This is a genomic window from Tardiphaga sp. P4_G1 (assembly GCF_056401215.1).
In genome coordinates this window covers 77,079-98,760 of record NZ_JBFUJU010000002.1, presented here as the reverse complement: position 1 = coordinate 98,760, position 21,682 = coordinate 77,079, and the positions used below count along the sequence as shown (strand labels likewise).

Here is a 21,682-nt window from a genome sequence, read left to right as displayed (position 1 = left end):
ATCCGCATCAATGCAAGAGGAAGAATGACGATGTCGTCACAAGTCAAAGTCGCCGCGGTCCACGCTGCGCCGGTTTTTCTCGATCGCGCAGCCACCACGGCGAAGGCGCTGTCGATCATCCGCGAAGCTGCGCATGCCGGCGCGAGCCTCATCGCCTTTCCAGAAACCTACATTCCTGCATTCCCCATATGGGCCGCCTTGTGGGCGCCCATCGAGAACCACGATCTGTTCGTTCTCATGGCCGAACAATCCGTATCGATCACCGGTCCGGAGATCACCGCCATCCGCAATGAGGCGCGTCTGCTCGGCGTGACGGTCTCGATAGGCATCAGTGAGAGCTCACCGGCGAGCGTGGGGCTGATCTGGAACAGCAACGTGCTGATCGGACCGGACGGGGGAATCCTCAATCACCATCGCAAGCTGGTGCCGACCTTCTACGAGAAACTGGTCTGGGCCGCGGGCGATGGCGCCGGTTTGCGCGTGGTCGACACGCCGGCGGGACGCGTCGGCAATCTGATCTGCGGCGAGAACACTAATCCTTTGGCCCGCTACACGTTGATGGCTCAGGCCGAACAGATCCACATTTCGAGCTGGCCGCCGATGTGGCCGACGCGGCGTCCGGGCAACGGCGGAAATTTCAATAACGTGGCCGCTAATCGGATCCGCGCCAGCGCGCATTCCTTCGAAGCCAAGTCTTTCGGGATCATCACCGCCGGCTACATGGACAAGGCGATGCGCGACTTTCTGATCGCGAGAGATCCTGGCGTCACTGAGGTGATCGACCGCACCCAGCGCGCCGTCAGTTTCTTCGTCGATCCGACGGGCGAGGTGCTCGGCGACACGTTGCAGGACGAGGAAGGTATCGCCTACGCCGAGTTCGATCTACAGCGGTGCATCGAACCAAAGCAGTTCCACGATGTTGTCGGCTACTATAACCGTTTCGACGTGTTCGATCTCAGCATCAATCGCAAGCGCCTCGTGCCGGCAACATTCATCGACGTACCCTTGGCGCCTGGTCGGCCCACCGAACGCGTACAGCAGGCGGAGCTGGAGAGCGATCACGATTAAAACGAAACGGTCTGGCGACCTCGTCGCCAGACCGTTCATGCCAAGACGCTTGACTCTATCGGAACGACGGACGTGCAACCGGCGGTACTTCGAGCGAGCCAGCAAGGTGCTCGTGCATGTTTCCTAGCCTGCCGAGCCTGCGTGGTTCATCCCTCAGGCGCTGGCGCGCTGAACCCGTGGTTGCTGTGTGTCGAAGAGAAACCTGATCAGCCCTTCGCGGTTGCGGATGGCATCCACGTCTTTGGTGAGTGCGACACGGTCACGAGGCCGGTCGATATCGACTGTGAAGATCTCCCCGATGTGGGCGTCCGGTCCGTTCGTCATCGCCACGACGCGGTCGCTCAGATAGATCGCTTCGTCAATGTCATGGGTGACCATCACGACGGTCGATTTACTCCTTTCGATGATCTGAAGAAGCTCGTCCTGCAGACTCGCTTTCGTGAGCGCGTCCAATGCGCCGAACGGCTCATCCAGCAACAGGACGCCGGGGTTGACGGCTATGGCGCGAGCGATGCCGACCCGCTGCTTCATGCCACCGGAAATCTCAGAGGGAAACTTGTCCTTCGCATGCGTCAGGTGAACGAGGTCCAGTGCGATCATGGCGTGCTCCCGGATTTCTCCCGAATTCAGATTCCGGAATACGTGGCGAAGGCCAAGTTCGACATTCTCGATGCATGTCTTCCAAGGCAGCAGGGCATGACTCTGAAATACCATCGCGCGGTCGGGGCCTGGTCCCGTCACCGGCCTGCTGCCGCAGATGACGCGACCTGCGGTCGGTGCTTGAAGTCCGGCGATCGTATTGAGAAGCGTGCTCTTGCCGCAGCCGGAATGGCCAATGAGACTCACCACTTCGCCACTTCCGATCTCTAGCGAGATATTGCTGAGCGCGGAGAAGCTCGGCCCGCGCTTGCCGCGAAAGGAGACCGAGACGTCCTGGATCGATATAGTGGTCATGCTGTCATTCCCGGTAACTCAGAGTATCGCCCACCTTCTTGAGGCCGAGATCCAGCGCAAGGCCGATGAGGCCGATCAGAACTACCGCGACGATCATGCTACTGATCTGAAGATTATTCCATTCGTTCCAGATGAAGTAGCCGATCCCGCTCTGAGCGCCGACCATCTCCGCTGCGACTATGACGAACCACGCGATGCCGATGGAAACGCGGATGCCAGTCAGGATCATCGGTACACTGGCCGGGAGCACTACGCTTCTGACGTGCTCAATCGGTCGAAGACCGAATACGCGAGATACGTTGGTCCACTCCGTGCGCACCGCGGCAGCGCCGGCTGCCGTGTTGATTAGCATCGGCCACACGGCGCAGATGAAGATGATGAATATCATCGCCGCACCGCTGTCCTTGAGTGTATAGAGAGCAAGCGGCATCCAGGCCAGAGGCGAGATCGGCTTCAGTATCTGGATGAACGGATCTAGTGCTCGTCCGCAGTACGGCACCAATCCGAGAAGAAATCCCAGCGGAATGGCCACGACCATCGCGAGGAGAAAGCCCACTGTTACCCGGCCCATAGAGTACATGATGTGCCATGCCAGACCGAGATTGTTGGGGTTGCTACGATCAAAGAACGTGCGGCCCAGTTCGAAGCCGCGCACGACGACATCGTGCGGGGAGGGCAGCGTGCTTTTCTGAGCGCCGCCCGTAGCCCCGGTCAACCGCGCATATTCGCTGTCTTGCCCGACGGTCTGCTGACGCTGGGTTGTCGCCATCTCCCACATGCCGATGGCTACGCAAAAGATCGCGATTGTCGCGATCCAGGGTCGCGAGGCAAAGAACGTGCGCGACATCTCAACCCGACTTGCGAACTGATTTGAGATAATCGTCGGGTCTGTTCGAGTCAAATTCCTTACCCAGAATCATCTCCTTACCGAATTCGATGCCTGGTGCTGCAACGCCCTGATCGCGCATTATTCGCGAGGCATCAGTGGCCAGCATGACCTGCTCTGCGAGACTCTTGTAGTCGACGTCCTCCTTCAACATGTTCCAGCGTCGCAACTGCACCATCAGCCAGACGGCTGCCGAGTACTTGGGGAAAGGTTGATAATCCACGCGCAGCGCATCGGTCTTGATGTTGCCGAGTCCGTCTGCATATTTCCCGGTCAACACCTGCTCGAGCACGATCTCGGGGGCGTTGAGATACTGCGGTTGTGCCAGAACGGCCGCCATTCCGGTGCGAGCCTCGGGCTTCGACACCGTCAGGCTTGCTGCCACGATTGCGCGGTAGAATGCCATGAAAGTGTTAGGGTTAGCAGTGATCCAGCCTTCCGACGCTGTTACCGAGCAGCAGGGGTGACCATCCCAGATTTCGCGCGAGATGAGATGGATGAAACCTGCGCCTTCGTACACGGCTCGCTGACCGCCCGGTTCGCCGCCGAAGAACCCATCGATACTCCCCACGCGGAGACTGGAGACGTATTCGGTCGGAGGTACAACCCGGTATTTAACGTCCTGATCGGGATCGAGACCCGCAGCGGCAAGGTAGTTTTTGAGCTGAAGCGTTTGATGGCTCTGGTCGAACGGAACGGCAAACGTGAAGCCCTTCCAGTTCTTCGGATCGCGGTTGTCCTTATGCTTGGCGGCGAGCACAAGCGAGTTGCCGTTTTGATTGAGGATCGTAAGGACCTTGATCGACTGCTTGTTGCCGCCGAGACCCGCCGTCATCGTCAGAGGGACGGGCATCACCTGCTGGGAGACATCGAGTTCGCCGTTCAGCATCTTATCCCGGATGAGAGCGATGCCCGCGATCTTCTGGAGGCTGACGTCGAGCCCTTCCTTGGCGTAGAAGCCGAGCTTCTCGCCATAGATCAAAGGAACGGCACACGTGATCGGAAGGAAGCCGACCGACAGCTTCGTCTTTTCGAGCGGCTTGCGCTCCTGAGCGATCGCCTTCAACATGTCGAGTGGTAGCAGGCTCGACAGTGCGCCGAGCAGAGTTGCCGCACCGACCGACTTCAGTAGCTGACGTCTCAGGATCGGTTCGGGGAATAGTCCTGCGAGGAGCGATCCTTCGATAGCGCCGTCAATAGCGGCCTCCGGACTTTGCGATACTTCCGCCCCGGCAAACGAACCGCAACCGCAAGTGCTCGAATGGATCGTCTTGGTCATGCTCATGCCCCTCGCCTTTGGAATCCACATCACAGGCGTAGCAGCTCCCGGAGGCACGACTACTGCCGGAATCTGCACAAGGGCTTGCGCAGATTCATGTATTTCACCAGTCGCACAGTGTTTAAGCAACTCGAGCTCAACGATCGCTCAGGTTGCCGCCTCGTTCAGCGTGCCCTCGCCGACTGCCGATGGTGAACAATGTTGGCCGGGACGATGCACCGATGCATGATGGTTCGAACTTCCACGAGGTCTGCCCGTGACCGCCGACACCCCTGATCCCGACTACATTCACCGTGGCTTCTTTGGGCGGCTTCCATCGAAGCCGCACGATCTCACGTCGCGCGTGACTCCCACGGAGCAGTCTATCGTGCTCTGCCACATGGGCATCCCGAGGTTGTCGGCGAGCGATTGGAGGCTGACGGTGAAGGGACTCGTCGAGCGCCCGCTCCTCGTTTCCTTCGACGATCTTCTCGCTTTTGAGAAGGTGGAGATTCAGAGCGTACATCAGTGCGCCGGTAGTCCCCTGCGTCCCGACGAGCCCTCGCAACGGGTCTGCAACGTCGTCTGGGGCGGCACGCCTCTGTCGACAATATTGGGTGTCGCCGGCGTTCGTCCCGAAGCGAAATTCGTATGGTCGGAAGGTGCCGACAGCGGTCAATTCGGCGACGTGAAATGCGGGCCTTACACGAAGGATTTGCCGCTGGCACGTGCCAATCGGGATGTCCTGCTCGCCTACGAGATGAACGGGAAGCCGCTAATGCCCGAGCATGGCTATCCGGTTCGACTTGTAGTTCCGGGGTTCTACGGGACGAACAGCGTGAAATGGCTGGGAACTGTCACACTCGCCGATACGCGGGCCGACAGCCCGTTCACGAAACGTTGGTACTTGGACCCCGACGAGTCCGGCAATCGGACCGTCCCGGTCTGGCGGACCGCGCCGCAATCCATCATCGTCTCGCCAATTCCGGACGATGCGCGCCCGGCGGCTCACGTGCCGATCGAGATCTGGGGGTGGGCCTGGGGCGACGACGGCGTGGATCGGGTGGAAATCTCCACCGACGGCGGAGACTACTGGGCGGCTGCGACTCTTGAGCCCGACATGGGACATGCCTGGCGCCGGTTCCACTACGAATGGCGCCCATCGTCTCCTGGCGGGTACCGATTGATGTCCAAGGCAAGAACAGCAACGGGAGCCGTCCAGCCCTACCGAGACCGTCGAAACGCGGTGTACAGCATCGACGTTACGGTAGGGAATCCACCAGGCGGCCGGTGACCTGTAGCCAGGCATCCCGGGACGCGTCGTGTGCGACAACTTTTGCTGTGACGCGTAAGGAATCTGCGGCAAGGTCCCAGGACCATGCATGGTGGACCTTGGCAAGTGTTTAATTGGAACGACCTCGTCTTCTTCCTGGAGCTTGCTCGCCAGAACCGACTGGCGCTGGCGGCACGGCGTCTTCGCGTCGATCATACGACGGTCAGTCGGCGCATCGCCGAGCTCGAAAAGGACCTTTCAGTCAAGCTTTTCGATCGCAAGACGGACGGCTTCGTGCTTACGGAGCAAGGACATCGCCTGTTCGCGGTCGCGGAACGGATCGAGCAGGAAGTGATGAATCTGCCGACGCTTTTGGGCACGGGAGACGAGGCCGCCAACGGACGGGTTCGCGTCGCGACGATGGAAGGAATCGGCGCCTGGTTCCTAGCCGAGCGTCTCGTTGAGTTGCGCGAGCAACAGCCCGGGCTCGTACTTGAACTTGTTACTGAACGTCATCTCATAAATCTCACGAAGCGTGAAGCAGACATCTTCATCAGCTTCGTCCCGCCCGCCGGACAGCGTCTCATTGTCAAAAAGGTGGGCTCCTTTCGGCTCGCTCTCTTTGCGAGCGAAGCCTACATTTCGAAACATGGAATGCCGGAGAGTCGCGAAGCACTCCTGGCCCACACGTTCGTCGACTATGTGGAGGATCTAGTCGCAATCCAACCGGTACGCTGGCTGCTGGACGTTCTCGATCCGGCTTCCGTAGCTTTCAGATCATCCAGCATGCACGCCCAGCAAAATGCCATTGCGTCCGGTGTTGGCATCGGGTTACTGCCGTTGTTCTCCGCGAAGAAAAACCGCATGCTCGTTCCAATACTCTTCGATGACGTCCAGGTCTTTCGTGACGTATATCTGTCGGTCCACGAAGATCTGGAGTTTCTTGCACGCATCCGCATTGTCACCAAACATATCGTTTCGTTCTTCAAGAGAGACGCGGGAGATCTGCAGATCATATAACCGACGCGTTGCGCAATCGGAGCGCGCTGGGAAACGACCGACCGCTCTATTGCGCTTGCAGGTCGCTTAGAACGTTAACCCTGATGAGTCGGAGCCTCGCTTCGCGAAATGCCTGATACACCTCAAATAGTCTAACGACGGACAGACGAGTGAGCCGGGCGAGAGCTTGTGTTAGCCTGTCTGAACGGCCATTCTTGTCCTATGCTTCGCAATCTTCATCTGACCGCTCTGCGCGCCTTTGAGGCCGCGACCCGTACCGGATCGTTTCGCCTGGCGGCAGACGATCTGGGACTGACGCCAAGCGCGGTCAGCCACGCCATCCGTGGTCTTGAACGCGATCTTGGGACGGTGCTGTTCGAGCGTGAAGGCCGCAACATCCGGCTGACGCCGGAGGGCGAGACCCTGATGCGCCATGTCGAGCGCGGCTTCGGCGAACTGCATCTCGGGCTCGGCAGCGTTGCCGCGCGAAAGCCGCAGCTCCTCAAGCTGCATTGCGCGCCGAGCTTTGCCGCGCAATGGCTCGTTCCGCGCTTGCGTCGACTGTTGGCGGATTGCACGGGGCTCGAATTGCGGCTCGCGACCGGGACGGACTATACAAAGTTTCTCGCCGACGAGTTCGATGCGGACATCGTTTATGGTGTGCCGCCGACCGGCAACCATGGCGGCCTGAAGCAAGGCCTGATCGTGCTGCCGCTTGGCACAGAGACGGTCACGCCGCTCTGCGCGCCGTCGCTTGCCAAGGCGATCCGCACGCCGTCCGATCTCCTGCAGCAGACGCTCATCGAAAGCGACAACAAGAACGTGCGTTGGCCGGCCTGGTTCGCCGCGAACGGGCTTGTCGCGCCACTTCCGAACGGGCCGCGTTTTGATCGCAGTTTCATGTCGCTGAGTGCGGCGGCGGATGAGATCGGGGTTGCTCTCGAATCCACCCTGCTGGCCGAGCGCGAGATCGCATCCGGCCGCCTTGTGCGGCCCCTTGAGGGCATGAGCGAAGACGTCTTCTACACTGGGCACTGGTTGGTCTTCCCGCGGTCACGGCGATATGCGCCATCGATGGTGACCTTCATCGGCTGGCTGACGCGAGAACTCGGCTTCAACATAAATCTCGAAGCCCTGGAAGGAGCCCCCGCCGGTCAGATCGCGCGGCCTGCAGCGCGCGCCACGGCGCTGACCGATCGGTGAATTAGATTCATCATTCCAAGTGAATTTCTCGTTTGTCGGTGAGGATGGCGCAATCATAGATTGCTCCAAAATCTGACAGGGAGGACATTCATGTTGCTCAGCGACAAGACCGCTGTGATTTCGGGCGCGGCCAGTGCACGCGGGATCGGCCGGGCCACCGCACGGCTGTTTGCAAGCCAGGGGGCCAAGGTCGCCATCCTCGATCTCGATGCCGTTGGAGCGAAGAGTGCAGCCGAAGAGCTGGGCCCAGGTCATGTCGGGCTGGGCTGCGATGTCAGCGACCCCGTCAGTTGCCGGAATGCCGCCGAGCGGGCCATCGCGGCGTTCGGCAAGATTGATATCCTGATCAACAATGCCGGTATCACCCAGCCGCTGAAGCTGATGGATATTTCACCTGAGAACTGGCAGCGCGTGGTCGATGTCAACATGACCGGCGTGCTCTATCTCAGCCAGGCGTTCATCCCGCACATGCGCACGCGCCGGCAGGGCTCGATTGCCTGCATGTCCTCCGTGTCCGCCCAACGCGGCGGCGGCATTTTCGGCGGCCCGCATTATTCGGCGGCGAAGGCTGGCGTGCTCGGACTCGCCAAGGCGATGGCCCGTGAACTCGGACCGGATGGCATCCGCGTCAATAGCGTGACGCCGGGACTGATCCAGACCGACATCACCGGCGGCAAGCTGACGCCCGAGATGAAGGCCGACATCATCAGCGGGATTCCGCTCCAGCGACTCGGCGACGCCGTGGATGTCGCGAACATCTACCTGTTTTTGGCCTCCGATCTCTCCGCCTACGTCACCGGTGCAGTCATCGATGTCAATGGCGGCATGCTCATCCATTGAGACGTGGATACGGGAGATCATCATGGACACGAAGACACTCGCCAATGCCCCCGATATCGCGGAGCGCGCCTACCGGGTGCGCAGGAATGCGCTGCGGATGGGTGAGGTGCAGGGCCAGGGTTACATCGCGCAAGCCCTGGATATCGCCGACGTGCTGGCCGTCGCCTACTTCCACGCGATGCGCTATCGACCGGAGGATCCATCCTGGGAGGGACGCGATCGCTTCCTGCTCTCGAACGGCCATTACGCCATCGCGCTCTACGCGGCACTGATCGAGGCCGGGATCGTCCCCGAAGCAGAACTCGAGACCTACGGCTTTGACGAAAGCCGTCTGCCGATGTCAGGCATGGCCGCCTACACGCCGGGTATGGAGATGTCGGGCGGATCGCTCGGGCTCGGGCTCGGCATCGCCGTCGGCCGGGCCCTCGGGCTCAAGCGCAAAGGTTCCGATGCGCGCGTCTATACGCTGTTTTCCGATGGTGAACTCGACGAGGGCTCGGTCTGGGAGGCCATCATGTCAGCCAGCCATTTCAAGCTCGACAACATGATCGCGATCGTTGACGTCAATAATCAACAGGCCGATGGCCCTTCGACACAAGTCATGGCGTTTGAGCCGCTGGTCAAGAAACTCGAGGCATTCGGCTGGTTCGTACAGCGCATCGATGGCAATGACCTTGATGCCGTCGTGGCTGCCTTTGATGCAGCGAAGCATCATACTAAGCCGCAACCTCGCATGATCGTCGCGGACACCTTGATGGGGAAGGGTGTGCCGTTTCTGGAGGAGCGTGAGAAAAACCACTTTATCCGCGTCGAGGCGCACGAATGGCAACTCGCCTTGAAGGCGCTCGATGCCGGGAGGTCAGCATGAAATCCGCCACCACGCCGCCGTCCGGCAAGCCCCGCCTGACGACCTCCGCCATGATCGCGTCAATCGCGTCCGAGGGACAGCGGACAAAGTCGGCACCGTTCGGGCACGCACTGGTCGAGCTCGCCCGCGCACGTCCGGAGGTTATCGGCATGACCGCGGATCTCGGCAAATATACTGACCTGCACATCTTCGGAAAGGAATTCCCCGACCGCTACTATCAGATGGGCATGGCCGAACAATTACTGTTCGGTGCGGCCTCGGGGCTCGCGGCCGAGGGTTTCATGCCGTTCGCGACCACCTATGCGGTGTTCGCGTCGCGCCGGGCCTATGATTTCATCCACCAGACCATCGCGGAAGAGAACCGCAACGTGAAGATTGTCTGCGCGCTGCCTGGGCTCACGTCCGGCTACGGCCCCAGCCATCAGGCGGCAGAGGATCTGGCGTTGTTCCGAGCGATGCCGAACATGATGGTAGTCGATCCATGCGATGCGCATGAGATCGAACAAGCTGTGCCCGCCATAGCGGCGCATCAGGGGCCGGTCTATATGCGGCTGCTGCGCGGCCAGGTGCCGTTGGTACTTGACGAGTACGACTACCGCTTCGAACCTGGCAAGGCGAAGCTGGTCCGCGACGGCAGGGACGTCCTGGTGATTTCCTCCGGCATCCTAACCATGCGCGCGCTGGAGGCTGCCAAGGCACTCGCCGATGACCGCATCGATGTCGGCGTGTTGCATGTCCCGACCATCAAGCCGCTCGATACCGAGACGATCTTGCGCGAGGCCGGAAAATCCGGCCGCCTGGTCGTCGTCGCCGAGAACCACACGCTGATTGGCGGACTCGGCGAGGCGGTTGCCGGACTGCTGATGCGCTCGGGCGTTCATCCGGCATTCCGACAAATCGGACTTCCCGACGAGTTTCTTGATGCCGGTGCACTGCCGACACTGCACGACCGTTACGGCATTTCGGCCACCGCCGTGGCGTCGCAGATCAAGGGATGGCTGTGAGGTCGCGGCGTTAGCTGCGATCCGAGACGAGTACGACAGCAACGCCGTCATCGTGCATCAGTGGCGGCGACGACAAGATGCTTCGCAGGCCGACCTCCAAGAGTCGGCGACCATCACGACAACAAGATCCATCGTCTGGATGACAACGGAGGAAACCCATGACCATTCAAAAGCGTGCCATGATCTCGCGTCGCAACCTGCTGATGGCAGGAGCGGCCATCTCGTTCGGCGGCATTCTCACCCGTCCGGCATCGGCGGCCGAGTTCACTTATAAACTCGCCACCGGGCAGGATCCGACACATCCGGTGAATGTCCGCGGCCAGGAAGCCAGCGACCGAATCCGCGAGGCCACCGGTGGCCGACTGGAGATCAAGCTCTTTCCCAGCAACCAGCTCGGCTCCGACACCGAACTCCTGACCCAGGTGCGCAATGGCGGGGTCGAGTTCTTCAATCAGTCATCGTCGATTCTCGCGACCTTCGTGCCGGCCGCCGGCATCGTCAATACCGGCTTTGCCTTCACCAATTACGCCGCCGTCTGGCAGGCGATGGACGGTGAGCTCGGCAGTTATATCCGCGCCCAGATCGCAAAGACGCCGATCATGACGGTGTCCAAAGTGTGGGACAACGGCTTCCGTCACGTCACATCGTCGGGGCGCGAAATCAAGACGCCGGACGATCTCAAGAACTTTAAGGTTCGTGTCCCGCCGGCGCCGATCCTGACCTCGCTGTTCAAGGCGTTGCAGGCCGGGCCGGCCCCGATCAACTTTAACGAGGTCTATTCGTCGCTGCAGACCAAGGTCGTCGACGGGCAAGAGAATCCGCTACCGATCATTGCGACAGCCAAGCTGTACGAAGTGCAGAAGTCTTGCAGTCTCACCGGTCATGTCTGGGACGGTTACTGGATTCTCGGCAACAAGCGCGCCTTCGAGCGTCTGCCGAAAGATGTGCAGGAAATCGTCTCGCGTGAATTCGACCGTTCGGCAACCGACCAGCGGGCCGACATAGCGAAACTCAGCGAGTCGCTGCGCGCCGATCTCACGTCGAAGGGGCTGCAATTCATCGACGTCGATCGTGCCATCTTCCGCGATGCCCTGGCCAAGACCAGCTTCTACAGTGAGTGGAAGGCCAAGTTCGGCGAAGAGGCCTGGAGCCAGCTCGAAAAAGTCTCCGGCAAGCTGGCCTGATTGCCATGGCGCAAGCGCAGCAGATCGAAACTCGCGTGGAGCCGGCGCAACTTCGCGCCGGCTGGCCGCGCTGGGTCGCCCGCGCCAACACGGCGCTGTTCACATTCACCGCAGTACCTGCAGCGCTGCTGGTGCTGGCGGAAATCGGCATTCTGTTTGCCGGGATCGTCGGGCGCTACATCTTCCATACGCCGTTGATCTGGTCGGACGAGCTGGCCGGCATCCTCTTCCTCTGGCTCGCGATGCTGGGATCGGTGCTCGCCTTCCAGCGCGACGAACACATGCGGATGACGGCCATCGTCAGCAAGCTCGATCCGGACATGCGGGCCTTTCTCGACACGGTCGCCGTGGCCGCATCACTCGCATTCCTGGTGCTGGTCGTTCATCCCGCCTACGAGTTTGCCGCCGACGAGGTCTATGTCAGGACGCCTGCGCTCGACATCGTCAATACGTGGCGGGCTGCAGCGCTGCCGGTGGGCATGGGGCTGATGCTGCTGGTCGCACTGCTGCGGCTCGCCAGCGTTGCTGACTGGCGGCGCGTGCTGTTAGCGGTAGCGCTGGTAGCGGTGATCATCACGGCCCTTGCTCTGCTCGGGCCGGTGCTGAAGCCGCTCGGCAATCTCAACCTGTTCATTTTTTTCGTGCTCCTCGTGGGCGCCATGGTGTTCGCTGCGGTGCCGATCGCCTTTGCATTCGGTCTTGCGACGGTCGGCTATCTCACGCTGACGACCGGCACGCCGGACGTGGTCGTGATGGGGCGCATGGACGAGGGCATGAGCCATCTGATCCTGCTGGCCGTGCCGCTGTTCGTATTTCTCGGGCTGCTGATCGAGATGACGGGTATGGCCCGCGCCATGGTGGGCTTCCTCGCCAGTCTTTTGGGACACGTCCACGGCGGCCTGCATTATGTGCTGGTGGGCGCCATGTATCTCGTGTCCGGTATTTCCGGTGCCAAGGCGGCCGATATGGCGGCGGTAGCGCCGGTGCTGTTCCCGGAAATGAAGAAGCGCGGGGCGAAGCCCGGCGATCTCGTTGCGCTACTGTCGGCAACTGGTGCACAGACCGAAACAATCCCGCCGTCACTGGTGCTGATCACCATTGGCTCGGTGACCGGCGTCTCGATCTCGGCGCTGTTTACTGGCGGATTGCTGCCCGGAATAGTGCTGGCAATCATGCTCTGTGCGGTGGTGTGGTGGCGTTATCGCGGCGAGGACCTGTCGCAGGTCGAGCGGGCGACGAAACGTGAGATCGGCCTGACTTTTGTGATCGCCATCCCGGCCATCGCCTTGCCCTTCGTCATCCGCGCTGCGGTGGTCAAGGGGATCGCGACCGCCACCGAAGTATCGACCATCGGCATCGTCTACTCGGCGCTGGCAGGGCTTCTGATCTATCGGCAGTTTGCTTGGCGGCGCCTCTATCCGATGCTGATCGATACGGCAGCGCTATCCGGTGCCATTCTGCTGATCATCGGTGCCGCGACGGGGATGGCGTGGGCGCTGACCCAGTCGGGCTTCTCGGCATCGCTGGCCACCTTCATGACCGGGCTGCCCGGCCGTATTCCGGTCTTTCTCGCAGTCACCATCGTGGCCTTCGTGATCCTCGGCAGCGTACTGGAGGGCATTCCGGCCATCGTGCTATTCGGGCCCCTGCTGTTCCCGATCGCGCGTCAGGTTGGCGTTCACGACGTCCATTATGCGATGGTCGTCATTCTCGCGATGGGCATCGGCCTGTTCGCGCCGCCGTTCGGCGTGGGCTACTACGCGGCATGTGCCATCAGCCGCATCAACCCCGATGAAGGCATGAAACCGATCGTCGGCTACTTGCTCGCGCTGTTGATCGGAACGATCATTGTTGCCGCCGTGCCCTGGATCTCGATCGGCTTCCTGTGAGGTGTGGCGCGAGCGTATCGAACGGCATCGCGTTCTCCTCGACAGGCTGCTTAAACGCAGCGGCGTTGTCGTTGCCAGATCGGGCGCCCTTGCCCGAATGGCAGCGGGAGTCAGCATTTTGAGCGCACAAACGTCGGGCGCTTCGGGACTGGCAGCACGCAGCGCTGGTAGGGCGAAAGGTAGGGTTTAGATCGTCAGATGAAAAAACATCAATAAAATCAACAAAGTAATGCGGGGTGCAGCTGGCATCACCGCAGCTTTGCGGAATATGCAGCGGCAGTTCACGAACTTTGAGCGCGAGTTACAACCGCTCCTTCCTCCTGCATCCGGCTTTTTCCATTGTGGCAACGCTCATGGAGTTGCCGTGTCGATAAGCGCGGCCCAACCACAGATTAACCACAGAAACCCCGTGAACAAAGAGCGGCAGTCGCTTGCAAATTGATGCGGAAGTCATTGATTTCAAACGAGGTGGCGGCGAGAGAACACCGTTCGGGACGCAGGGGTCGCGGGTTCATTGTGGCAAAGACGTCGCCCGTTCAGACAACAGAAATCGTTAGACAATGTGATGCTAACTCATTGATCGATGCTAGCGGTTTAGACGACTTTTTTTTAATTAGGCCTTTGATTTTGCAGTCAAAGAATGAGCCTGAAAATCGCAGTGTCGGTGGTTCGATCCCGCCCCTGGGCACCAAAGGTCCCGGGCCAGCCGATGGTGCTGGCAAAGCCAGCGAGCACTGTAATTCCCGTAATCGCACGGCACGCTTGCCGAGTTTGACCGTCTAGGCCCTCTCCCGTCGGGCGGCGAGCGCTTGACCGTTCTCGCTCAGGTCGTCCATTTCGGATATTTGAGAAAAGCGAGTAGTGGGACGTCCGCTCCCCGCGGTAGAACGTCTCGCTGTTGGGCTGGGAAATTCCTGATGCGGAAGACTATGGCGCTCGATCGACGAAGTGTTCTTGCGTTTGCTGCGATCTTGGCCCTGCCGCGCCTGGCCGTCGCGCAGGTGGCGCCCGAGCGGCGGCGCGTCTCATTCCTGCTGAGCACCGCCTATGACGAGCCTATGACCGTTGCGCGCCTGGCAGCGATGAAGGCCCGACTTGGCGAGCTTGGATGGGTCGATGGACGCGTGATCGAGTATGAAGCGCTGTCGTGTCTGAACGATCCGGTCCAACGTAAGGCGATGGCCAAGCAGATCGTGGCACGGACGCCGGATCTGATCATCACGGGTGGCGTGCTCGACGCCCAAGCCATCCTGAGCGAGACCCAGACCATTCCGCTCGTCTTCTCGACGGCCGCGGATCCGGTCAGCAGCGGATTTGTGCAGAGCCTGGTGCGCCCGGGGGGAAATGCCACGGGCTTCACGACCAGCCATCCATCGATGGGGAGCAAATGGCTGGAGATCCTTTTGGAGCTTGCGCCTCGCGTCAAGCGCGTCGGTGTGATTTTCAATCCGCTCTCTGCGCCGCGCAATGGCGACTACTATCTCGATCCGTTGAGGGAGATGGCGTCATCTTTCGGCGTTGACATCATCCCGCTTCCGATTTCGGATCCGGACAACATATCCGCGCAGATTGCCCGGCTCGGTGGTGCACCGGCCGGCGGGCTCGTCGTGACGCCGGATGCGTTCACCGTCCTCAACCGCAAGGCGATCGTATCCGCTGTTGCGGCAAATGCGGTCCCGGCGGTCTATTCCTATCACTTCTTCATGACCGAAGGTGGCCTGGTCTCCTACGGCTTCAAGTATGAATCGGCGGCGTCGGAGCGCTCGGAGCTGGTGGAGGCGATGGTCGAATATATCGACCTGATCTTGCGCGGCGCCAAGCCCGCGGAGCTGCCGGTGCGATCGCCGCGCACCTATCAGCTGATCATCAATCTCAAGACCGCGAGGTCACTGAACCTGACGGTGCCGCCGGTGCTGCTGGCCCGCGCCGACAAGATCATAGAATGAGTGTGATCGGCGCCGATCGCGATGCACGACCGCCGGTGCGCGGCGGTCTGTTCCGCAAGTACCTCGTGTCCTTTCTGGTGGTCGTTTCAGCGGCGCTGATCGCCAATAATGTGATCGACGCGATATTCTCCTATCGCGAGCAGCAGCGCCTGCTGATCGCTGTGCAGCGCGAGCAGGCCAGCGCCGCGGCGGACAAGATCGATCAGTTCCTCAAGGAGATCGAGCGGCAGCTCGTCTGGTTATCCCAGCTCTCGCTGCAGATGCTTCCGCCGGAGGAAATGCGCATAACCGGCATTCGCCTGCTGCGCCTGACGCCGGCGATCTCCGAAATCGCCCAACTCGATCCGCAAGGTCGCGAGCAATTGCGCGTGTCGCGCTATGTGCGTGACATGGTCCGCAGCAATACGGACCTTTCGCAGTCTCCCGCATTCGTCGATGCGAAGGCACGCGGCATCTATTACGGGCCGATCTTCTTCTTCCGCGAGACCGAGCCGTATATCACGGTTGCCGTGAGCGGCGCGGATGGCGGCGTGATCATCGCCGATGTCAATCTGCGCTTCATGTGGGATCTCGTCTCGCAGATCAAGGTCGGCAATGAGGGCAATGCCTTCGTCGTCGATACGAGGGGGCGTCTGATTGCCCATCCCGATCTCCGCCTCGTGCTCAAGAACACCGACTTGTCGGGGCTTTCGCAGGTTGCGTCCGCGCTCGCGGGAAGCGCAGGCAGCGATGCGGATTCCGTCGTCACCGATCTGGCGGGAAAACGCGTTCTTTCGGTTCACACATCCATCGCGCCGGTCGGCTGGAAGGTGTTCGTTGAACTGCCAACTCACGAAGCCTATGCGTCGCTCTACGCGTCGATGCTCAATTCGGCGCTGCTGCTGCTTGTCTCGCTGTTCTGTGCGTTTATCGCGGCGCTGTTGCTCAGCCGTCGTATGGCCGATCCGATCCGTGCGTTGACGGAAGGTGCAGAACGCATCGGAAGCGGCGATCTCGATCAGAAACTCGTCATTCGGACGGGCGATGAACTGCAGACTTTGGGTGAGCAGTTCAACCGGATGGCAGAGCGCCTGCGGGAGTCATATCTGACCCTTGAAGGACGGGTTGTGGCGCGGACGACCGAGCTCGCGCAGGCGCGCGATCAAGCGATCGAGGAACGGGCAGAAGCGCATCACGCGCGACAGGCGGCCGAACTGGCCAATGAAACCAAGTCGCGCTTCCTCGCGGTCGTCAGTCATGAACTGCGGACTCCACTCAACGGCGTGATAGGCGTGCTGCAATTGCTCGATAATAGCCGCCTGGACGAGCGTCAGATCCGCTTGCTCACGGCCGCCAAGGTCTCGGGCGATACCCTGCTCGCACTGATCGAATCGATTCTCGACTATGCCCGCCTCGAAGCAGGCGCCGACAAGCTCGAATTCCGCAGTTTTCGCCTGGATCAACTGATCGAAGCAGATCTGGATCTGTTGAGGGAGGAGGCGGAGGCGAAGGGATTGACGTTGAGCCTGTCGATGCGAGGCGATGTGGCCGCGGATGTCGCCGGCGACCCGATCAAGCTGAATCGATTGGTGCTCAATTTACTCGGCAACGCTGTCAAATTCACCGCGCGAGGTAGCGTCCAGGTCGATCTCGCATTCGATACACTGGATGCTCCCGGCATGCTCCATCTGTCGGTTACGGATACGGGTATCGGAATCGCGCCGGATATTCAGGAGCGCATCTTCGAAGACTTCGTGCAGGCTGACAGCGATATCGAGCGTCGGTTCGGCGGGACGGGGCTTGGCCTCGCCATTTCCCGCCGGTTGGCGCGGCTGATGGCCGGCAATCTCTCGGTCCGCAGCGAACTCGGCAAGGGAAGCACGTTTACTCTGTCCATTCCCCTCGATCGGGCGCAACTGGTGCCGGCCGTTGTCGAGACGAGACCTCCGGCGACGAAGCTGTCCGTGCTGCTCGTCGATGACGATCCGGTCAATCGCGACGTGGGGCATGCCCTCCTTGTTCGTCTCGGTCACGAGCCAGTCGTAGCATCGAGTGGGGCCATGGCTCTGGAGCTCGTTCGCTCAGGTGCCTTCGACGTCGTACTCATGGATGTGCATATGCCGGAGATGGACGGCATTGCCACGGCCAGGCTCATTCGGAAACTGCAGCTTGATCGATCGCCACGGATTATCGCACTGACAGCCGACTTGTCGGATCGCACACAGGGACGGCTCACTGCCAATGGCATCCGCGCGCGCGTAGGCAAGCCGATCACGCTACAGGCGCTGCAATCAGCCTTGCAGGCGGGTGTCGACGATCTGCCAGGCGCCCCGGTTGGTGCGTCCGAGCTAACCGCTGGTTCTCTCATCGATGACGATTTCTTTAACGATCAGGAAGAACTGCTAGGGGTGCCCCGGTTGCGTGGTCTGCGCACCATCTTCCTTGACACCTGCCTTCCGCTGACGCGGAGCATGGTGGAAGCGGCCAGCATGGGGGATCGGCATCACATGCAACGCCTGGCGCATCGGATCGGCAGTGCGGCCAGTGCGCTCGGTCTCGAACGTCTGTTCTTCCAATGCAACGGGATCGAGGCTGATGCGGCGCGATTGCCGGCAGATGCGCTTGAAGCTGTTGCCGTCCAGCTGGAGGCAACCTGCCGTGAATCTATCGCTGCGCTCAATGAACGGTTGCGAGAGTCCGAACAGGCCTAGCGCTTTGATTCGAGCATGAGTTTGTAACCTATGCCCGTCACGGTCGTGATCAGGGGCTGGTTGCTGCCGCTGGCGAGTTTGCGTCGGAGTCTGGCAACGAGGGCGTCGACGGTACGTATATCGACATCGGTCTGCCGATTGCTGACGACTTCGATCAGATACTCCCGGCTGAGCGGCCTGCCGTCGGCGCCGACCAGCGCTGCGAGCAGATCAAATTCGGCGCGCGTGAGATGCACCAGCTCGCCGCCGAGCGTCGACAGTTCGCGTCGCACGAGATCGATGATCCAGCGTCCGAAGACGATCGTGGTGCCGGCGGTCGCGGCGTCACGCTCGATCGCGCGGCGCCTGAGGACCGAGCGAGCGCGCGCGAGCAGGTCGCGCAGGTTAATCGGCTTCGTGACGTAGTGATCGCCAGCCACCTCGAGGCCAAGGATCCGATCAACTTCGGTATCGCGGCGCGTGACGAATATGATGCCGGCCTGGCTTACGCTCTGGATCTCTCTCGCGAGTTCGAACCCATCGCCGTCCGGAAGCTGAACGTCGATGAAAACGAGCTCGGCGCCGTTCTTCCTGATCTTCTGACGGCACTCAGCGCAATTTGCCGCTTCGGCGACGTCAAAGTTGTGATCGGTGAAGTAACCGGCCAGCATGGCCCGCGTCACGGGGTCGTCCTCGACGATCAGGAGCCGGTCGCGGCGCTGCGAATCTCGGTTAAATGAAGGGACCGGCGCCGACATCTTGTGCTCCTGCCGTATCAATGGAATGGCATCTGACCGAAAGCAAGTGATCTGTCCGTTGTTGCCATCTCTGGAGTCTAGTAGCGGATCGAGCCGCCGGCGAACACCATCCAGCCGTCGAGGCTGGAAGCGCTGGCGCGTCGTTCGCTCAGCTCTACGAAGCCGGACAGCGACGGGGCGTCGGGTGCCTGCGGCGCGAGCTGGAAGCGCATACCGCCACCATAGTTGTTCGCGCGAATGACGGGGATTTCCAATACGGTCGGCATTTCATAGCGGCGCTCGCCAGTAGCTGCAAAGACGTAAGGTACGATTGCATGCGGTTCGGCGATGAACGGGAGCTGGGTGCTCCAGCCGAACTCTCCGCGTCCCACCCAGCCTGTATCGCCGGCGAGCGTGCCGGCGGCGAAGCCGGACAGCATGTTGGTGCCAATGATCGGAAACTGCTCGGATGTGAGCATCGGGCGACCGAATGATGTCTGGCCTGCGAGTCCTGCCGAGAGAAACAGATTCTCGGGAAGCGTTTGCATGACGTCGATGCGACCGTCGAGCTTGCTGAATTCGGCGTCTGCGCCTTGCCGCGAAAGTGGGAGCAACGGCGTTGCATCGGCTATGGAGCGGGCCCCAAGCGCATTGATGCCGTGAGAATAGGTTGCCGTGTAGCTGAGGGTGGTTCCGCTTTCGCGTAGTCGCAGGATGCCGTCGAGGCCGACGCGTGGCACGCGCGTACGGTCAAGCGATAGCGGCGTGGCCGGTGTCGTAATCAGCGTGCTGACCTGTTCCTCTGTGAGATCAAATCGCGCATTGAAGCTCAGTTCGGTGTCGCGGCGTTTGACAATATCGTAGGCGAGTTTTGCGCGCCCTTGCCGGAAAACACCCTGTGATGCGAATATCGCATCAACCCGCGGGGTCGTGCGACCATCGGTGACGCCGAGTTCGAACCGCCAGCCGTCGATACCGAGTGGGACGGCGAGGTTTGCACCGAGATAGCGGCGCGTAGGATAGGGCGTCACGAAATCATTGTCGGGCAGTCCGGCGATGGAGATCGAGATCTGTTCGCCAAATCCCGTCAGATTGTTGAGCGAGAAATACGTTGCCGCCTGCCACTCGCCAAAGGATTTGGGCATGCCATTGTCGAGATAGAGGCTCGCCGAGACTGGCCTGTACCGGCCGCTAAGCACCAGAACAGAGCTGCCGACGGCCGAGCCGGAAGCAAAAGTGGCATTGAGAACGAGACCCGGTGTATCGCCCGCAATCAGCAATTGCCGTTCGAGTTCGCTCTGCGTGAGGCGTCGCTTGTTGAGCAACGGCGCCAGCACGGCTGCAACGCGAGCAGCCGATGTTCCGGACAGGGTGCTGGTATCGAATTTCTCGACATAGCCGTCAATGACGCGCAGCTTTACACGTGCGCGCCGATCAAGTTCTTGGGGCAGGATGACGACGCGCACGAGCGGGTAGCCTGCGCGCACATAGGCTTGCTGCAACTTGTCGGCAAGGCCGAACAGATCTGCGACCGTAACGGACCTTCCCAGCAGCGTCGCCGCGGCTTCTTTTCTCGCTATGGCGATCTCATCAAATTCGCCTTCGATGTCGATCCCGGTTAGGATGAAAGTCAGCTTTTTGGCAGCGTCCGGCACGGTTGAGCCGGCGGCGATTTGCGGCAAGGTAATACGCGTCGATGCGGGCGGCGTGGCAATCGTGGGTGGTTGTACGAGGCTTGGTGCGGGAGCGGGGGATTGAGCGAGCGCGCCGCTGCACGGCGATCCCAAGGCGATTGCGATCAACGCCAAGGATTTCTTTGTCGAACGAATAGACATCAAGACAGCCCCAGAACTTCCCACGTGCAGTGCGCATGCATCCGTCGGTCATGCGCAATCCGACGACTGGCATCGTCAGGCTGCAGCGACGCGGCGCATATATGCATGGATAGTTTGGGCATGCATCAACCATAACGGTCGTTGATGGCCGATGTGAACGAGCGTTCACACGGTGTTCGAAACTGATTGCATCCAGCCCCTAATAAGACGCTGGTATCATGGGCATCGGCCGCGTTTGCGCAGCCCGGGGCGGTTCTGCGCTCAACCGATGCAATTGATCGCTTAGGAGTTGAGCAGGTGAGAGATCGTTTCGGCACTTCCATTCGTTGTGATTCCGCTTCGCATGCGCTCAAGCGCGCGATGGCACGGTTGATCCTCGTTGCCGCGATTGTCGCGGGCGTGGTCGATGTTTTGCCGGCCCGGGCGCAGCAGGAAGCACCGAAATATGAAGTCACCGGATTCCGCGATGCCCGTTTCGGCATGACGGAGGCGGAGGTGCGGGCCATCGTGACGAAGGCATTCAATGTCAAGGGGACCGACATCGCGAGCAGCGTGAACAGCATCGAGGGCACGAATGTCCTGACCGTCGCTGTGCCGTCGCTCGATCCTGGTCCGGGCGCTGCACGGGTCGCCTACATCTTCGGCAACAAGTCGAAGAAGCTCATTCAGGTCAATGTCGTCTGGGGCGAGGTCGCCTCCACGCCGCCGGTCGATCCCAATGCGATGATCACTGCCGGCACGCGTCTTGAGCGCTATCTCGCAGGCTTTGTCTGGAAGAAGGACACGCTCCGCTCCGGCATTCCCGTTGGCGACAATACGATTGTGCTGTTCGCCGGCGAGGATGAGAAGAAGGGGGCGGTCCGGCTGATCGCCGATGGCGTCAAATACCAGATGCAGCGCGAAGGCAATCAGACCACGTCGCCGGACCCGAAGGGGCCGCCGAAGCTGATCATCAACTACATCGCTGAACGCGACGATCCCGACATTGCGCGGATCGAGCGCGGCAAATTCTAAACAGGGCAGACAAGACGACCTCGGGAGCGCCGGTCAACGGCGCCCGTGCAGGTGA

17 protein-coding genes are annotated in these 21,682 nt (G+C 60.8%); 12 read left to right on the top strand and 5 right to left on the bottom strand.

Going from position 1 to position 21,682, the window contains the following annotated elements; genetic code table 11:
- Window positions 1–30 precede the first annotated feature (30 nt).
- Window positions 31–1,068, top strand: a complete 1,038-nt coding sequence (locus AC1DUY_RS04590) for a carbon-nitrogen hydrolase family protein (protein ID WP_478112546.1) — start codon at window positions 31–33, stop codon at window positions 1,066–1,068.
- A gap of 153 nt (window positions 1,069–1,221) precedes the next feature.
- Here the strand turns inward: AC1DUY_RS04590 and AC1DUY_RS04585 are convergent, their stop codons facing one another.
- The 3 genes from AC1DUY_RS04585 to AC1DUY_RS04575 are packed head-to-tail and all read right to left on the bottom strand — an operon-like array spanning window position 1,222 to window position 4,187.
- A complete protein-coding gene (locus AC1DUY_RS04585) occupies window positions 1,222–2,022 on the bottom strand; it encodes an ABC transporter ATP-binding protein (protein ID WP_478112544.1) in 801 nt (266 codons plus the stop codon).
- 4 nt (window positions 2,023–2,026) lie between these two features.
- On the bottom strand, window positions 2,027–2,869 hold the full coding sequence (locus AC1DUY_RS04580; protein WP_478112542.1) for an ABC transporter permease: 843 nt from the start codon (window positions 2,867–2,869) through the stop codon (window positions 2,027–2,029).
- Window position 2,870: 1 nt separating this feature from the next.
- On the bottom strand, window positions 2,871–4,187 hold the full coding sequence (locus AC1DUY_RS04575; protein ID WP_478112540.1) for a CmpA/NrtA family ABC transporter substrate-binding protein: 1,317 nt from the start codon (window positions 4,185–4,187) through the stop codon (window positions 2,871–2,873).
- 256 nt (window positions 4,188–4,443) lie between these two features.
- Between AC1DUY_RS04575 and AC1DUY_RS04570 the strand changes: the two genes are divergently transcribed.
- The 10 genes from AC1DUY_RS04570 (at window position 4,444) to AC1DUY_RS04525 (ending at window position 18,062) form a co-directional block, all read left to right on the top strand.
- Entirely contained in the window at window positions 4,444–5,460 is a 1,017-nt protein-coding gene (locus tag AC1DUY_RS04570; RefSeq protein ID WP_478112538.1) for a molybdopterin-dependent oxidoreductase, read from the top strand.
- A gap of 105 nt (window positions 5,461–5,565) precedes the next feature.
- Window positions 5,566–6,459, top strand: coding sequence for a LysR family transcriptional regulator (locus tag AC1DUY_RS04565; RefSeq protein ID WP_441251854.1), 894 nt, complete (start codon window positions 5,566–5,568; stop codon window positions 6,457–6,459).
- A 201-nt stretch (window positions 6,460–6,660) separates the two neighbouring features.
- Window positions 6,661–7,641, top strand: coding sequence for a LysR substrate-binding domain-containing protein (locus tag AC1DUY_RS04560; RefSeq protein WP_478112535.1), 981 nt, complete (start codon window positions 6,661–6,663; stop codon window positions 7,639–7,641).
- Window positions 7,642–7,731: 90 nt separating this feature from the next.
- A complete protein-coding gene (locus tag AC1DUY_RS04555; RefSeq protein WP_478112533.1) occupies window positions 7,732–8,481 on the top strand; it encodes an SDR family NAD(P)-dependent oxidoreductase in 750 nt (249 codons plus the stop codon).
- A 22-nt stretch (window positions 8,482–8,503) separates the two neighbouring features.
- The gene (locus AC1DUY_RS04550) at window positions 8,504–9,349 is read left to right on the top strand and encodes a transketolase (RefSeq protein WP_478113359.1); all 846 of its coding nucleotides are present in this window, start codon (window positions 8,504–8,506) and stop codon (window positions 9,347–9,349) included.
- Window positions 9,346–10,353, top strand: coding sequence for a transketolase family protein (locus AC1DUY_RS04545; protein ID WP_478112531.1), 1,008 nt, complete (start codon window positions 9,346–9,348; stop codon window positions 10,351–10,353). The genes AC1DUY_RS04550 and AC1DUY_RS04545 overlap by 4 nt, the downstream gene beginning before the upstream one ends.
- Before the next feature lie 158 nt (window positions 10,354–10,511).
- Window positions 10,512–11,537, top strand: coding sequence for a TRAP transporter substrate-binding protein (locus tag AC1DUY_RS04540; protein WP_478112529.1), 1,026 nt, complete (start codon window positions 10,512–10,514; stop codon window positions 11,535–11,537).
- Window positions 11,538–11,542: 5 nt separating this feature from the next.
- Window positions 11,543–13,426, top strand: a complete 1,884-nt coding sequence (locus AC1DUY_RS04535; RefSeq protein WP_478112527.1) for a TRAP transporter large permease — start codon at window positions 11,543–11,545, stop codon at window positions 13,424–13,426.
- A 917-nt stretch (window positions 13,427–14,343) separates the two neighbouring features.
- Window positions 14,344–15,372, top strand: coding sequence for an ABC transporter substrate-binding protein (locus tag AC1DUY_RS04530; protein ID WP_439072786.1), 1,029 nt, complete (start codon window positions 14,344–14,346; stop codon window positions 15,370–15,372).
- Complete coding sequence (locus tag AC1DUY_RS04525; RefSeq protein WP_175366278.1) at window positions 15,369–18,062, top strand: hybrid sensor histidine kinase/response regulator; 2,694 nt, start codon at window positions 15,369–15,371, stop codon at window positions 18,060–18,062. The genes AC1DUY_RS04530 and AC1DUY_RS04525 overlap by 4 nt, the downstream gene beginning before the upstream one ends.
- On the opposite strand, the gene AC1DUY_RS04520 is transcribed toward AC1DUY_RS04525, so the two are convergent.
- Both AC1DUY_RS04520 and AC1DUY_RS04515 read right to left on the bottom strand, forming a co-directional pair.
- Window positions 18,059–18,799, bottom strand: a complete 741-nt coding sequence (locus AC1DUY_RS04520; protein ID WP_093756926.1) for a response regulator transcription factor — start codon at window positions 18,797–18,799, stop codon at window positions 18,059–18,061. The two genes, AC1DUY_RS04525 and AC1DUY_RS04520, sit on opposite strands and share 4 nt — an antisense overlap.
- A gap of 77 nt (window positions 18,800–18,876) precedes the next feature.
- Window positions 18,877–20,460, bottom strand: coding sequence for a ShlB/FhaC/HecB family hemolysin secretion/activation protein (locus AC1DUY_RS04515; RefSeq protein WP_439059586.1), 1,584 nt, complete (start codon window positions 20,458–20,460; stop codon window positions 18,877–18,879).
- A 513-nt stretch (window positions 20,461–20,973) separates the two neighbouring features.
- Here AC1DUY_RS04515 and AC1DUY_RS04510 point away from each other — a divergent pair.
- Window positions 20,974–21,627: a hypothetical protein gene (locus AC1DUY_RS04510; protein ID WP_120293213.1), complete on the top strand. Its 654-nt coding sequence runs from the start codon at window positions 20,974–20,976 to the stop codon at window positions 21,625–21,627.
- Window positions 21,628–21,682: the final 55 nt, after the last annotated feature.

Coding starts and splice junctions, on each gene's coding strand:
- AC1DUY_RS04590 (WP_478112546.1), top strand. CDS start 31: ATGTCGTCACAAGTCAAAGTCGCCGCGGTCCACGCTGCGCCGGTTTTT.
- AC1DUY_RS04585 (WP_478112544.1), bottom strand. CDS start 2,022: ATGACCACTATATCGATCCAGGACGTCTCGGTCTCCTTTCGCGGCAAG.
- AC1DUY_RS04580 (WP_478112542.1), bottom strand. CDS start 2,869: ATGTCGCGCACGTTCTTTGCCTCGCGACCCTGGATCGCGACAATCGCG.
- AC1DUY_RS04575 (WP_478112540.1), bottom strand. CDS start 4,187: ATGACCAAGACGATCCATTCGAGCACTTGCGGTTGCGGTTCGTTTGCC.
- AC1DUY_RS04560 (WP_478112535.1), top strand. CDS start 6,661: ATGCTTCGCAATCTTCATCTGACCGCTCTGCGCGCCTTTGAGGCCGCG.
- AC1DUY_RS04555 (WP_478112533.1), top strand. CDS start 7,732: ATGTTGCTCAGCGACAAGACCGCTGTGATTTCGGGCGCGGCCAGTGCA.
- AC1DUY_RS04550 (WP_478113359.1), top strand. CDS start 8,504: ATGGACACGAAGACACTCGCCAATGCCCCCGATATCGCGGAGCGCGCC.
- AC1DUY_RS04545 (WP_478112531.1), top strand. CDS start 9,346: ATGAAATCCGCCACCACGCCGCCGTCCGGCAAGCCCCGCCTGACGACC.
- AC1DUY_RS04540 (WP_478112529.1), top strand. CDS start 10,512: ATGACCATTCAAAAGCGTGCCATGATCTCGCGTCGCAACCTGCTGATG.
- AC1DUY_RS04535 (WP_478112527.1), top strand. CDS start 11,543: ATGGCGCAAGCGCAGCAGATCGAAACTCGCGTGGAGCCGGCGCAACTT.
- AC1DUY_RS04530 (WP_439072786.1), top strand. CDS start 14,344: ATGCGGAAGACTATGGCGCTCGATCGACGAAGTGTTCTTGCGTTTGCT.
- AC1DUY_RS04525 (WP_175366278.1), top strand. CDS start 15,369: ATGAGTGTGATCGGCGCCGATCGCGATGCACGACCGCCGGTGCGCGGC.
- AC1DUY_RS04520 (WP_093756926.1), bottom strand. CDS start 18,799: ATGTCGGCGCCGGTCCCTTCATTTAACCGAGATTCGCAGCGCCGCGAC.
- AC1DUY_RS04510 (WP_120293213.1), top strand. CDS start 20,974: ATGGCACGGTTGATCCTCGTTGCCGCGATTGTCGCGGGCGTGGTCGAT.